The following is a 13565-nucleotide window of genomic DNA, read 5'->3' as shown; positions in this document are numbered from 1 at the left end:
CCATGGACGCTTTGCGTCCGCCGTTAAGTGACGCGGAGCGTCACGGGATGCATTCCCACGCGGAGCGTGGGAACGATCTGAATCGGGGTTAGCCGTAGAAGTGGGGGCGGTCAGGGAGTGCGACTTTGACGATCTGGCCGCTGTTTTGTGCTTCGATGCAGGCGTCGGCAGCTACGGCGGCGGCGAAACCGTCCCAGGCTGATGGGCCGCCCACTTGGCCAGCGCGCACGCCATCAATGAACGCCTGCAACTCAACGTCGTAGGCGGCAATGAAGCGATCCTTCCAGTCCATCAAAATCGCGTTCGACAACTTCGCGCCACTGCGCAGTTGAACCTGCGAAGGCTCCGGCAGTTTGGCGATGCCGGTCTCCCCCACCACTTCGCACTGAATGTCGTAGCCGTATTGGCAATTGACGAACACTTCGACGTCGATGCGTGTGCCTTTGGCGGTTTCCAGCAAAACAATCTGCGGGTCTTTCAGATGCGCGAGGGCCCTGCTGCTCTTGCGCGGGAACACCACTTGCACCGAGACGTAATCGTCGTCGAGCAACCAGCGCAACACGTCGAGTTCATGGATCAGCGTGTCGGTAATCGCCATGTCAGTCTTGTAGTTATCGCCCACGGTCGGGTTGCGATGCGCGCAGTGGAGCATCAGTGGTTCGCCGATCTGGCCGCTGTCGATCACCGCTTTCAGTGCGCGATACCCTTCGTCATACGGCCGCATGAAACCGACCTGCACCAGACGCTTGCCGTGGGCCACTTCGGCCTCGACGATGTTGCGGCAGCCTTCAGCGGTGACGGCCAGGGGCTTTTCGCAGAACACCGGTTTGCCGGCAGCAATCGCCGCCAGCACGAACTCTTCGTGGCTCGGCCCCCAGGAGGTGACGAGGATTGCTTCGACTTCCGGCGCCTGGATCAGCGCGTGGCCGTCGGGGTAGACCTCGGCGGTCAGTTTCAGGTCGGACACGACCTTGGCCGCTTGCTGCAGATTGATGTCGGTCACCGCCACGACCTGGCTGTTGAGCAAGGTCTGGCTGCAACGACGAATGTGATCCTGGCCGATGGCCCCGGTGCCGATGACGCCTAACTTTAATGACATGTAAGGACTCCTTGTTGTTCGATTCAGGGCAATCAGTACTGACGGGCCTTGGCCAGTCGTTCGTTCAGGGTCTTGGCCACCGTATTGGTGCGGGCGCTGGTGGAGACTTGCGCGACGCCGACCCGCCACCACGACAGGTAGCCATGAATCATGGTTTTGGGCAGGACCTTGATGTCGATCAGCGTCGACACGGTCTGCAAGCGCGCATCGGCCAGCGCCGCTTGCAGCTCTTCAACGGTGTTCACTTTGTAAGTCTTGCAACCATAGGCCGCCGCGCTCATGGCGAAATCCACCGGCACAAAACCGCCATCGAGCTTGCCGGTGTCCGGGTTACGGAAACGGAACTCGGTGCCGAAGCTGTCCATGCCGTTGCCCATCTGCAAGTTGTTGATGCAGCCGAAGGTCATGTTGTCGAGCAGCACCACGTTGATCTTGCGTCGCTCCTGGATCGAGGTCGCCAGCTCCGAGTGCAGCATCATGTAAGAGCCGTCGCCAACCAGCGCGTAGACCTCACGCTCGGGCTCGGCGAGCTTCACGCCCAATGCGGCGTTGACCTCGTAGCCCATGCAGGAATAACCGTACTCGACGTGGTAGGTGTTCACGCCCTTGCTGCGCCAGCTGCGCTGCAAGTCACCGGGCAGGCTGCCAGCGGCTGCGACGATCACCGCGTCCTCGGCGAGGGTTTCGTTGAGCACGCCGAGCACGCGACTCTGGGTCAGGCACGAGCCGGTCAACTCGATGAATTCGCGCAGGACCGCCGGGTCCATGGGGTCGTTGATTTCCGGGGAGAAGTCTTTGCTCTGGTACTCGATTTGATAGAGCCGATCGACCTCTTCGTCCAGTTGCACCTTGGCCTGGCGCGGTTGATCGCCCCAGCTGGAACGGTAATCGCCCAGAGCTTCGGACAGCGCCAGCAAACCGGTTTTCGCGTCCGCCAGCAATTGCACACCGTCGAGTTTCAAGGCATCACACGGGCTGATATTGAGGTTGAGAAATTGCACGTCCGGGTGCTGGAACAGGGATTTCGACGCGGTGGTGAAATCGCTGTAGCGGGTGCCGACACCGATGATCAGGTCCGCTTCCCTGGCCAGCAGATTCGCGGCCAGGCACCCGGTTTCGCCAATCCCGCCGACGTTCAGCGGGTGGCTAGACACCACCGCACTCTTGCCGGCCTGGGTTTCGGCGAAGGGAATATCAAAGCGCTCGGCAAACGCCTGCAACGCCGCGTTGGCACCGGAATAACGAACCCCGCCACCGCAAATGATCAGCGGCTTGCGCTTGCCTTTAAACAGCGCCAAGGCATCGCCGAGCATCGCGTCGGTGGCCGGACGACGCTCGATTCGGTGCACGCGTTTTTGCAGGAAATAATCGGGGTAATCGTAGGCTTCGGCCTGCACGTCTTGTGGCAGGGCCAGGGTCACCGCGCCGGTTTCGGCAGGGTCGGTGAGCACGCGCATGGCGTGGATCGCCGCAGTCATCAACTGCTCGGGACGGTTGATGCGGTCCCAGTATTTGCTCACGGCCTTGAACGCGTCGTTGGTGCTGATGCTCAAGTCGTGGAACTGTTCGATCTGTTGCAGCACCGGGTCCGGCTGGCGGCAGGCGTAGACATCGCCGGGCAACAGCAGCAAGGGAATGCGATTGGCGGTGGCGGTCGCGGCGGCGGTCAGCATGTTGGCCGCGCCCGGGCCGACGGATGAGGAGCAGGCGTAGATTTTGCGCCGAAGGTTTTGCTTGGCGAAACCGATGGCGGCGTGCGCCATACCTTGCTCGTTGCGGCCTTGATGGACGATCAGGTCGCCGCTGTCCTGCTCCAGGGCTTGACCCAGGCCCAGCACGTTACCGTGGCCGAAAATGGTAAAGATCCCGGCGACGAATTTGCTCTGGATGCCATCAACCTCGATGTACTGGTTATCGAGGAATTTCACCAGGGCCTGAGCCATAGTCAGTCTTGTTGTGGTCATAACCGATCCTTTCAAATGCACCCGATCCCCTGTAGGAGCTGTCGAGTGAAACGAGGCAGCGATCTTTTGATCTTGACAGTGGAAAACAAAGTCAAAAGATCGCAGCCTCGTTTCACTCGACAGCTCCTACAGGGAATGAGTCAGGCCAGAGATTTGTTCAGGTGATCCATGCTTGCGCCGATGGCTTGCTGAATGTCCGTCAGGCCATGGACGCTGTCGGCAAACGGTTCGAACGACAGGTAGCCGCTGTATCCACCGCCGAGCAATGTGTCGATCTGCACGGCATTGCCAAGAATGTCGCCCTCGCCCACCAGCACGCGATGGCCGTCGCGGATGGTCGCCAGCGGAGCCTCGGCATCTTCGACACCGGAGATGTGCACCAGCCCGGTCAATTCGGGGAAAAACTCCTGTTCGCTGGCCAGATGATGGTGAAAGGTGTCGTGGACCAGGCGGAACACATCCAGCCCACCGACAACCTTGATCGCCTCCACCGCCGTGCGTTTGAGGCGCAACGAGCATTCCTCGAAGCCCAGCGGCTCGATGAAACCGAGAATGCCGTGATCGCGCAAAATCGGCGCCAGTTCACTCAAGGCGGTGCGAAGACCTGAAGCGCGCTCGGTTTCATTTCGCCGGTCGGCGCGATCATTCAGTGGACACATGACCAAACCCTGCGCACCGCAATCCCGGGCATAAGCCGCCAGTTTCAAGGCCTGCGCCCGGCGCTCGTCATTCCACACATCGAACGGATACAGCGCGTTGATCGACAGCACGCTGATGCCTTTGGCTGCGCACAACTCTCGGACGCGTTCGGGCGCGGAGCCGTCTTCGATCTCGACGTCCTTGAGGTCGTTGCGGATCTCGATGGCGTCGGCCTTGAGGGCCACCGCCAGGTCGATGAACGCAGGCAGGGACAAACGTGGGGCGACCATACGGTTCAGGGCGAAACGCAGGGGTTTGCTCATGATTGTTGTTCTCCGCACAGGTGAATCATTTGGCTGTCGGCATGCTGAATTCAGGGCCCTTGGCGATGCTGTCGTCGCTAGCGAAGCACGACACGCGCTTGCACCTCGCCGGTGGCCGGGTTGAAGACATTGCTGAACCGCTCGCTGCCGCTGTCTTGCACTTGACCGTCGATGTAATGGCCGATGACCAGGGCGTCGCTCATTGTTCTTGTTCTCCGTGCAGAAAAGTCAAATCAGAGGTCGAGCAGCCAACTGTGCTGCGGATCGTTGTGGAACTGCCAGACCCGTTTCGGGCCGGCCATCACGTTCAGGTAATACGACTCGTAGCCGTAGGGCACGCTGACCGGGTGATAGCCCTTGGGCACGACCACGAGGTCGCTGTTTTCCACGGCCATGGCTTGATCGATGCTGCGGTCGTCGGTGTAGACGCGCTGGAACACGAAGCCCTGGGGCGGGTTGATCTGGTGGTAATAGGTTTCTTCGAGGAAGCTCTGGTGCGGCAAGTCGTCGGTGTCGTGTTTGTGCGGCGGGTAGCTCGACGAGTGTCCCGACGGCGTGCGCACTTCCACCACCAGCAGCGAATGGGCGGGCTCGGTGTCGGGCAGGATGTCGCAGACGTAACGGGTGTTGGCGCCCTTGCCGCGCACGCTGCGCTTCATGGTTTCGGGTTTGATCAGACGTGGGCCGAGGCCTTTTTCGGTTGAGCCCGGTGCGGCGCAGACGGCGATCTGCACGTCGCTCAACGCAACGACTTGAGCCTGACTGCCGGGGGGCAAGTACGCGGCGAACGGCGATTTGTCTTCAAACACCGACTGGCGATCGCCAAGGTTGTCCCAGTCGAACGCGCCCTGCCCCGGCGCTTCGCCCTTGATGCTGACGCGGCCACTGAGCAGCACCAGGCACAGTTCTTTATCGCCTGCCGCCACCGGCAGGGTTTCGCCCAGGCTCAAGCGGTAAGCGGCGAAGCCGACGTATTCCAGTTCACCTTTACCCAACTCGACCATGGTCCGGCCACGGGCGTTGCTTTTGACCAGCAGGCTCATAGCGCAATCCTCTCGTCTAGCAAGGCACGCAAGGTGTCGTAGCCTTTTTTCGCGTAGACGTAGCTCGGCGCCACGGCCGGGTCTTGTTCGGCCTCGACCACCAGCCAGCCGTGATAATCGTTGGCCAGCAACACATCAAGGAGTGCGGCGAAGTCGATGTCACCATCGCCCGGCACGGTGAAGGTGCCGTTGATGATGCAGTCGGGAAAGCTCCACAGGTTGTTGCGCGCCAGTTGCACCACCGGTTTGCGCACGTCCTTGAAATGCACGTGGCAGATGCGTTCGATGTGTTTGCGCAAAACGTGCAACGGCTCGCCGCCGCCCATGTAGCAATGGCCCGAATCGAACAGCAGACCGACTTCACTGCCGGTCAGCGCCATCAGTTTGTCGATGTCTGCCGGGGATTCGACGTAAGCGCCCATGTGGTGGTGATAGGCCAGGCGCACGCCTTGGGACAGGGTGAAACGCGCCAGCTCGGTGAGCTTGTCGGCGTAGTCCTGCCAGGCTTGGTCGGTGTGGAAACGCGGGCGTTCCACCAAGGGAATTCGCTGGCCCTGGATCGAGTCGGCCACTTCACCGTAAACCAGCACCTTGGCGCTGTTCTTCGCCAGCAGCTCGACATGACTGCCGATGGCATCGATTTCTTCGGCCACCGAACAGCGGGCCAGACGGCTGGAATACCAACCCGACACCAGCGCCAGATCGTAAGGCCGCAGCACGTCACCGACGCCTTTGGCATCCTTGGGGAATTTTCCGTTGAGTTCGAAACCTTCGTAACCGATTTCCTTGCCTTCGCTCAGGGCAGTGCTCAGCGGCGTCTCGCCACCAAGGGACGGCAAGTCGTCGTTGCTCCAGGAGATCGGGTTGATGCCAATTCGGATAGCGGGCATGGCTGCACCTTTTGTTGTTTTTTAAATTTCCGTTGGGTCTGAGGCCGTCTTCGCGGGCAAGCCTCGCTCCTACAGATCACCGCAATACCGTAGGAGCGAGGCTTGCCCGCGAAGAACGATAACGCGGTGCTGCGTCATGCGCGGGCGGTGCGCCAGGCGTCGATGAGTTCGACGAAGGTGTCCTGCACCTGGCGGATCAGTGCTTCATCGTCGATCTCACCGGCCAGCCATGCGCGACTCGGTTCCTGGAAAATCGTGCGGCCCACGGCGAAACCTCGGCATGTCTGGCTCTGCCTCGCCTGTTGAAACCCTTCGGCCAATGCCGCCGCCGGCGCATTCAGGCCCAGCAACACCACACCTCGGCAATACGGATCACGCTCCTGAATCAACTCATCAAGCTGCTTCCACTCCTCGGCGCTCTGCGCTTCGATCTTCCACCACGCCGGGTAAATCCCCAGGTTGTAGAGGCGTTTCAGTGCGCGATACAGCACGTCCGGATGCGTCGACGGATGATCCTTGGGCGGGATGATTTCCAGCAGCAGTTCATGGCCGCTGACCTGGGACGCTTCATACAACCCCTTGATCTGCGCTTCCTGTTCCAGGCGCAGCAAAGGCTCATCATCAGGATGGAACTGCACCAGGCACTTGATGATTTGCTCTTGCGGCCAGGCAATCAGGTTGCTACCAATCGAACGTCCATGTTCAAACGCCAACGGCCGCGACCCCTGCACTTCCACAGGCCGAGCCACCCACCAGCCACGACCGGTAGCGGCGTTCAGCGAGTCCTGGCCGAAACGTTGATCGGCCAACAACCCGACATCAGCCTCGATCCCTTGCTCACGCAAATCCGCTTCGACCCGCTCCACGGCTTTGATAAAGAGTTGTTTGAGTTCGCAAATGGCGTTCAGATCGCGACCGCCCTTGTGCGCCAGTTCCACCAGTTGCCCACGATGATCAAAGGCAAAGATGAACAGCTGCCGCCACTGTTTGCGCGGCACGCTGACCTGATGCAAACGCTGCAACACCGCGTCCTGATCCGGCCGGGTAATCGGCACCGGGCTGTTGAGCAGGTAATCGAGTTCGGCACGGGTCGGCATCGCCGGGGCGCAGGCATGGCGAGACACCACCAGCCCGCCGCAGGCATTGGCTAACTGGCAGCAGCGTTCATCGCTGGCGTCTTCCAGCCAACCACTGAGAAAGCCCGACATAAAGGCATCGCCGGCCCCCAACACGTTGAGCACTTCCACCCGAACGCCGGGATAAATCGCCCCGTCTTCAAGACGCACCGGAATCACCCCGTGAATCACCGTGCAACCCTGCGGCCCGAGCTTGACCACCAACGTGGCATCGCTCAAACGCCGGACATTGCGCAACGCCGTGAGCAAATCCTCCGAGCCGCCCGCAATCAAAAACTCTTCTTCAGTACCCACGATCAGGTCGAAACGCGGCAGGATTTTCTGCACATGCTGGCTGACGTTCTGATCAGCAACAAAGCGCGTCGCCCCGTCCGCCTTGCCCGCCAGCCCCCACAACACCGGGCGATAATCGATGTCCAGCACCCGTTTGACGTTGTGCTTCTCGGCGTAATCCAGCGCCTGGATGCTCGCCTTGTAGACGCCGTCGGTGGAGAAATGGGTGCCGGTGATCAGCAAGGCTTTGCTGGAGGCAATAAAGGCTTCGTTGATGTCCTCGGCCCGCAGCGCCATGTCGGCGCAGTTTTCGCGGTAGAACACCAACGGAAAGGTTTCGCGGTCCTTGAGGCCCAGCAGGACCATGGCCGTCAGGCGTTCCGGATCGACTTTGACGCCGCTGACGTCACAGCCTTCGCGGGCCAGGGATTCCAGCAGGAACCGGCCCATGTGGTCGTCCCCTACCCGGCTCAACATCGCCGATTTCAGGCCCAGCCGCGCGGTGCCGAAAGCGATGTTGGCGGACGATCCCCCAAGGTATTTGGCGAAGCTTGAAACATCCTCGAGCCGCGCCCCGACTTGCTGCGCATAGAGGTCGACGCCAAGGCGCCCCAGGCAAATCAGATCCAATTGACGCCCACTGGCAAAACGAGTCTGGCCCATGCTGGCTCCTGTTATTTTTATCAGCCTGCGTTCGGGGCGATGGAGGCGCCGAACGCTCTTGGTGGGATGCAGACTAAAACGACCGGGACCGAACAATCAATAATTATTCCAAATAATTTTTACGTGGAATATTTTTTCCAATAAACTTTTACAAAAGCATTCCAGACACAGTGCATCGTTTCAGCAAACCTCACGCCGGCCGCAAGCTCAAGATTTTATTCCGGCCTACCCTGTAGACTGCGCACAGCCAACCTATTGTCAGGGGACGACACACAAGTCAGCCCTATAAGAACAAGCCAGAAGGATTCCCTATGTCCCGCACCGATCAGCCGGCTACGACCGAGAGCACGCCCGACAGCGATCTCGTCAGCCCCCCGATCAATGCCGAGCGTCTGCTGCAGCTGATCACCAACGAATACGAAAGCCTGCCGCGCCAGCTCAAACGCATCGCCAGCTACATGAGCCAGCAAAGCGACCGGATCATGGTCGACCGCATCAGCGACATCGCCCGCGAGTGCGAAGTGCACCCGTCAGCCATCGTGCGGTTCTCCCAGCGCTTCGGGTTCAGCGGTTTCAGCGAAATGCAGGCCCTGTTCCGCGAGGCGTACACGCACAAAACCACGCCAGTGCAGAACTACCAGCAGCGCATTCGCAGCATGATCGCCAACAAATCGCAGAAAGCCAGCGGCGGCGACCTCGCCCGCGAGTGCATCGACGCGACCCTGTCCGGCATCGAGCGACTGGGGCAAGAGCTCGATGACGAAGCCTTCGACAAAGCCGTCGACCTGGTGGTCAATGCCGACAACATCTACGTGGTCGGCGTGCGCCGCTCCTTCGCCGTCGCCGATTACCTGGTCTACAACCTGCAACACACCAACAAACGCATCCACCTGGTCTCCGGTCTCGGCGGCAGCTACCGCGAGCAAATGCGCAGCGTGCGCGCCAATGACCTGGTGATCGCGATCAGCTTCACGCCCTACGGCAAAGAAACCCAGCACTGCCTGCGCATCGCCCAGCACAATCAGGCGAAAACCCTGATCATCACCGACAGCAATCTCTCGCCGCTGGCCAAACGCGCCAACACCGTGCTGCTGGTCAACGAAGGCAGCTCGTTCGCCTTCCGCTCGCTAAGCGCGACCTTGTGCCTGTGCCAGGCGCTGTTCATCGCCGTGGCCTATCGACTGGAACTGAAGGTCGACGAGATCCACGAGCAGGTCGGTTTCGAAGATTAGCCCCGCGCCGTTTGCACGTTGCCGAACCTCAGCTAAGGTAGTCCATCCCGACATGGACACCTGAAGGAGCGGCGCAATGAAACTGATCGGCATGCTGGATTCGCCCTACGTGCGGCGCGTGGCCATTTCCGCCAGGCATTTGGGCATCGACCTGGAGCACGAATCGGTTTCGGTGTTCCGCCACTTCGAGCACTTCCAGCAGATCAACCCCGTGGTCAAGGCGCCAACCTTGGTGCTGGACGACGGCGAAGTGTTGATCGACTCGACGCTGATCATCGACTACCTCGAAGCCTTGGCCGGCCCCGGCAAAAGCCTGATGCCCAGCGACCTCAAACAGCGACTGCGCGCATGGCGCCTGATCGGGCTCGGGTTGGCAGCGTGCGAAAAGTCAGTGCAGCTTTACTACGAACGCAACCTGCGCCCCGCCGAAATTCAATACCAGCCGTGGGTCGAGCGGGTTGAAGGCCAACTCGCCGCAGCCTATACAGCGCTTGAGCGCGAGCTGGAAAAACAGCCTCTGGCAAACGGCGCCTTGATCGGACAAGACGGCATCACCCTCGCCGTCGCCTGGAGCTTCACCAACCTGGTGACACCGGATCAAGTCGATGCCTCACGCTTTCCTTTAATCGCCGAACTCACCGCCCAGGCAGAAAAGCTTGAGGCCTTCATCAGTACCCCGATAACCTGACCGGCCCCCCTCGAACGGACCCGACCATGACCGCCGCCGAACAACCTGCCCCGGCCCTGAAGGAAATTTTCAACGCCGAACGCCTCAACCACATCGCCACCGAAATGACGGCGGTCTACCCCGAGTTCAACTCCAAAGCCTTCCTGAAAATGGCCAACGACGGCCTCGCCGACCTGTCGATCATGCAACGCATGGCCCGCGTCAGCGAATGCCTGCACGCCGTGCTCCCGCTCGACTACGACGAATCCCTCGAAGTCCTGCGCGCCCTCGCCCCCCGCCTCAACAGCGGTTTCGTCAGCATCTCCCTGCCGCATTACGTGGCGATGTATGGTGCGCATGATTTCGAGCGCTCGATGGACGCGCTCAAATACTTCACCGCGTTTGGGTCGGCGGAATTTGCGATTCGGTATTTTCTGCGCAGCGATCTGGAGCGGTCGTTGGCGCTGATGCACGAATGGTCTCGGGATGAGAATGAGCATGTTCGGCGGCTGGCCAGTGAAGGCAGTCGACCGCGATTGCCGTGGTCGTTTCGGTTGGAGCAGATTCAGAGTGATCCGGCGTTGGCGGCGGGGATTCTCGATAACCTCAAGGCGGATAACAGCCTTTACGTGCGCAAGTCGGTAGCCAATCACCTGAATGACATCACCAAGGACCATCCGGAGTGGGTGTTGGACTTGATTGAGGGGTGGTCGCTGGAGAACAAGCACACGGCGTGGATTGCCAAGCATGCGTTGCGTAGTTTGATTAAGCAGGGGAATCAGCGGGCGCTCGCGATTATTGGGGCGAGTGGTAAGGCTGAGGTTGAGATTATTGGGGTGAAGGTGGAGCCGGCGGTGATTCGGTTGGGGGAAAAGATTACGTTGTCGTTTGCGGTGAAATCCACGGTGGCGGAGAGCCAGCGGTTGGTGATTGATTATGCGATTGACTACGTTAAAGCCAATGGCAGCACTTCGGCGAAGGTGTTCAAGCTTAAGGCGATGACGCTACCGGGCAAGGCGACTGAACAGGTCAGCCGCAGTCAGCAGATCAAGGAGCTAACCACTCGGAAGCACTATGTGGGCAAACACGCAGTGCACATCCTGGTGAATGGCGAACGCCTAGCCACCACCTCCTTCGAAATCCTCGCCTAACTTTTTTGTAGCAGCTGCCGAGCAGCGCGAGGCTGCGTTCGGCTGCGAAGCAGTCGTAAAATCAGACAACGGGTTCTTTCAGAAAAACCGCGTTTACCGGATTGCGAAGACCACGCCCTCAATCGCAGCCTCGCCCTGCTCATCACCCGCAAAAAATTCAGGCACCGATTGCCTGTTAAGTAAATCCACCCCGCTCTTCCCAGCCCCATCTTGCCAGCACATCAAAAATGGCAACATCGCCTGATGGCCGCGCTTTATTTTGTCTTTTTCGTGGGTGTGCATCTGGTGTGAACACCGATCTGACACTGTCCGACTTCTTCCTTGAGCTGTTCAGATGCGTACTGACATGCCTCCAGATTCTCGTACTCAGCATGATCAATCGATACAACGGGCGACGCGCCTGTCTTTGAAATACAAAACGCCCGATGCAATGCTTCGGGCGTTGGGGTGAAACAGGTGTAAATCTATTTCAGGACTAGACATGTCCACATCGGGTCGCTTGAAGGACTTTGCGACAGGCAGCAATCGGTCAACTGCGAACGCGCACCGCGTCTGAGATGCTGCCGTCCAAAACTGCCGTAGACAGGCTGATGGCAAGTTGGTAGCGTGAAGCCGCCGCGTTGAATATTGAAAGGATATCGAATGTCACTAAAAGACTTATTAGAGCGAGGCTATTTCCCGAAAGAATTACCTAGCCCTCCGTTCACCACAACGCCCTTTGCAAATATTGTAGCTGCACCAGTCGCCCCACTTCCTGCTGATTTCGCGAATGGAGCAGATCCAAAATACAAGCAGTTACCGACGTCAAAAATAGCTAGATACTCTCATGCCCGTGGCGGACTATTACGACGTAAATTGGGAATATGTAACCCACTACACTATTATCTTCTCGCTAAGGAAATAGTTGATAACTGGGCGACTATATCCCCCATGGTTTCTGGAACTGCCATTGCCGCAACCGCCCCCGAATTTAAAACCTCGGGTCGCGCAATCGAAGGCCGGCACTCTCACGGTGCACGGGCAATACTTGCTCAGAAGAATCGCTTGGGTAGAAGATTTTCATTAGAAACAGATATAAGTCGTTTCTATAGTAGCATTTACACCCATTCGATACCTTGGGCTCTTCATACGAAGGCTGCCGCCAAGGCAAACCGAAGTCGGACGACCTTACTTGGAAACAATCTCGATTATCTTGTAAGAATGGGGCAGGATGGACAAACTATCGGAATCCCAATTGGCCCTGACACATCGCTGGTTCTAGCGGAACTTCTTATGCAGCGATGCGATGCTGAATTAATCGCAAAAATTCCAAAGCTAAAAGGCCACCGATTTATTGACGACTATGAGCTAAGCTTCTATACCAGAACGGAAGCTGAAGATGCGTTTCATCTACTTGAAAGAGCGCTAAGCGATTATGAACTGGCTTTAAACCCAAAGAAAACCAGGGTTCTTGAGTTACCTTTACAATTTGAAGCATCATGGGCAACCGAGCTTCGAAGTCATAATATTCGGACATCAGTATCTGGCCAAGCAGTTGATATGGAAGCACTTATTAACAGGGCTTTTTATTTGCATAAGCTATTTCCAGATGAAGCAATCTTAAGTTACGCAATTGCCAAACTTAGAGCAGTTGTTTTGCATTCGAGCAATTGGGAGTTATTTCAGCGACTGTTACTTCTTTGCGTTATGCCAGAGCCAGCGACATTTCCCTATGCTATTGACCTTATAATCAAATGGGTGAACGCCGGTTTCTCTGCGACAATTCCAGAACTACATGAAGTAGTTAACTCAATAATTACTACACATGCGCCACTAGCGCATTCCAGCGAAGTTTCGCATGCGCTGTGGGCGAGCATCGCCCTTAAAGTCAAACTCACGACCGAGGCCGTTTCGGCGCTGTCGCTGGCAGATGATTCGGTTGTGGCGCTGATGGCATTAGATTGTGAGAGTAGAGGGCTTATGACGGCAGTGCTCGACAAGTCCAATTGGGAAATCCATATGACTCCGGCTGGACTATATGAGGAGCATTGGCTTTTATCCTACGAGGCAAATATTAAGGGTTGGCTGCCTTCAGTAGGCGGAGGTGACCACGTTGCAGCTGATCCCAATTTTGGATACTTAAAAGCGTCCGGCGTCTACTTCTACGACACGTCTCCTTTGGTCGCCTTCCCTATTCCGGCTCCGACACTACCAACTCCAATACCAACATCCACAGCACACTCACCTTGAGTGCAACAATAATGATGTTTAACTTCTCACCCAAAGCAGATGCGCTTTCATAGTATATATCCAGGGTAATATTATCTACGCTATTATCGAAAGACATCAAATAAGGGGTTGGCAAACTTTCAGAAGATGGCCACCCCAAAATGCAACGAATATTTATACACAGCTCTGTCAACAAAACAACAAAAAGCAATGGAACCCTTAAAAATTTCCATATTAATTATTTGAATACGAAAAAATCAGACGCACATGTAAACAC

General features: G+C 57.8%; 12 protein-coding genes. 4 read left to right on the top strand and 8 right to left on the bottom strand.

Features of this window, described 5'->3' with window-relative positions; genetic code table 11:
• Positions 1 to 88 precede the first annotated feature (88 nt).
• From ACIQV9_RS01145 to iolC, 7 genes are all read right to left on the bottom strand, one after another.
• Positions 89 to 1099 carry a Gfo/Idh/MocA family protein gene (locus tag ACIQV9_RS01145; protein ID WP_403097064.1) on the bottom strand — a complete coding sequence of 337 codons (1011 nt, stop codon included), beginning with the start codon at positions 1097 to 1099 and terminating at the stop codon, positions 89 to 91.
• Between the two features lie 32 nt (positions 1100 to 1131).
• A complete protein-coding gene (gene iolD / locus ACIQV9_RS01140) occupies positions 1132 to 3063 on the bottom strand; it encodes a 3D-(3,5/4)-trihydroxycyclohexane-1,2-dione acylhydrolase (decyclizing) (protein WP_403097061.1) in 1932 nt (643 codons plus the stop codon).
• A 140-nt stretch (positions 3064 to 3203) separates the two neighbouring features.
• Positions 3204 to 4025, bottom strand: a complete 822-nt coding sequence (locus ACIQV9_RS01135) for a TIM barrel protein (RefSeq protein ID WP_403097058.1) — start codon at positions 4023 to 4025, stop codon at positions 3204 to 3206.
• A gap of 77 nt (positions 4026 to 4102) precedes the next feature.
• On the bottom strand, positions 4103 to 4228 hold the full coding sequence (locus ACIQV9_RS01130) for a hypothetical protein (RefSeq protein WP_403097651.1): 126 nt from the start codon (positions 4226 to 4228) through the stop codon (positions 4103 to 4105).
• 30 nt (positions 4229 to 4258) lie between these two features.
• A complete protein-coding gene (gene iolB, locus ACIQV9_RS01125; RefSeq protein WP_403097055.1) occupies positions 4259 to 5068 on the bottom strand; it encodes a 5-deoxy-glucuronate isomerase in 810 nt (269 codons plus the stop codon).
• Entirely contained in the window at positions 5065 to 5958 is an 894-nt protein-coding gene (iolE, locus tag ACIQV9_RS01120) for a myo-inosose-2 dehydratase (protein WP_403097053.1), read from the bottom strand. Before iolE ends, iolB begins: the two co-directional genes overlap by 4 nt.
• Before the next feature lie 134 nt (positions 5959 to 6092).
• Positions 6093 to 8030 carry a 5-dehydro-2-deoxygluconokinase gene (gene iolC, locus ACIQV9_RS01115; RefSeq protein WP_403097051.1) on the bottom strand — a complete coding sequence of 646 codons (1938 nt, stop codon included), beginning with the start codon at positions 8028 to 8030 and terminating at the stop codon, positions 6093 to 6095.
• A gap of 311 nt (positions 8031 to 8341) precedes the next feature.
• Here iolC and ACIQV9_RS01110 point away from each other — a divergent pair, with 311 nt between their 5' ends.
• From ACIQV9_RS01110 to ACIQV9_RS01100, 3 genes are all read left to right on the top strand, one after another.
• Positions 8342 to 9262 (top strand): MurR/RpiR family transcriptional regulator, encoded by a 921-nt coding sequence (locus ACIQV9_RS01110; protein ID WP_109629879.1) that lies wholly within the window; start codon positions 8342 to 8344, stop codon positions 9260 to 9262.
• Between the two features lie 76 nt (positions 9263 to 9338).
• Positions 9339 to 9950, top strand: a complete 612-nt coding sequence (locus tag ACIQV9_RS01105) for a glutathione S-transferase (protein WP_403097047.1) — start codon at positions 9339 to 9341, stop codon at positions 9948 to 9950.
• Between the two features lie 26 nt (positions 9951 to 9976).
• The gene (locus ACIQV9_RS01100; protein ID WP_403097045.1) at positions 9977 to 11080 is read left to right on the top strand and encodes a DNA alkylation repair protein; all 1104 of its coding nucleotides are present in this window, start codon (positions 9977 to 9979) and stop codon (positions 11078 to 11080) included.
• Positions 11081 to 11173: 93 nt separating this feature from the next.
• Here the strand turns inward: ACIQV9_RS01100 and ACIQV9_RS01095 are convergent, their stop codons facing one another.
• The gene (locus ACIQV9_RS01095; protein ID WP_403097043.1) at positions 11174 to 11362 is read right to left on the bottom strand and encodes a hypothetical protein; all 189 of its coding nucleotides are present in this window, start codon (positions 11360 to 11362) and stop codon (positions 11174 to 11176) included.
• Positions 11363 to 11722: 360 nt separating this feature from the next.
• On the opposite strand from ACIQV9_RS01095, the gene ACIQV9_RS01090 reads away from it, so the two are divergent.
• Positions 11723 to 13309, top strand: coding sequence for an RNA-directed DNA polymerase (locus ACIQV9_RS01090; RefSeq protein WP_403097040.1), 1587 nt, complete (start codon positions 11723 to 11725; stop codon positions 13307 to 13309).
• Positions 13310 to 13565: the final 256 nt, after the last annotated feature.

It is taken from the genome of Pseudomonas sp. NPDC099000 (genome assembly GCF_044759925.1).
Lineage (GTDB): Bacteria > Pseudomonadota > Gammaproteobacteria > Pseudomonadales > Pseudomonadaceae > Aquipseudomonas.
Note: the sequence above shows the minus strand (reverse complement) of the source record. Positions and strands in the feature narration are given on the sequence as shown.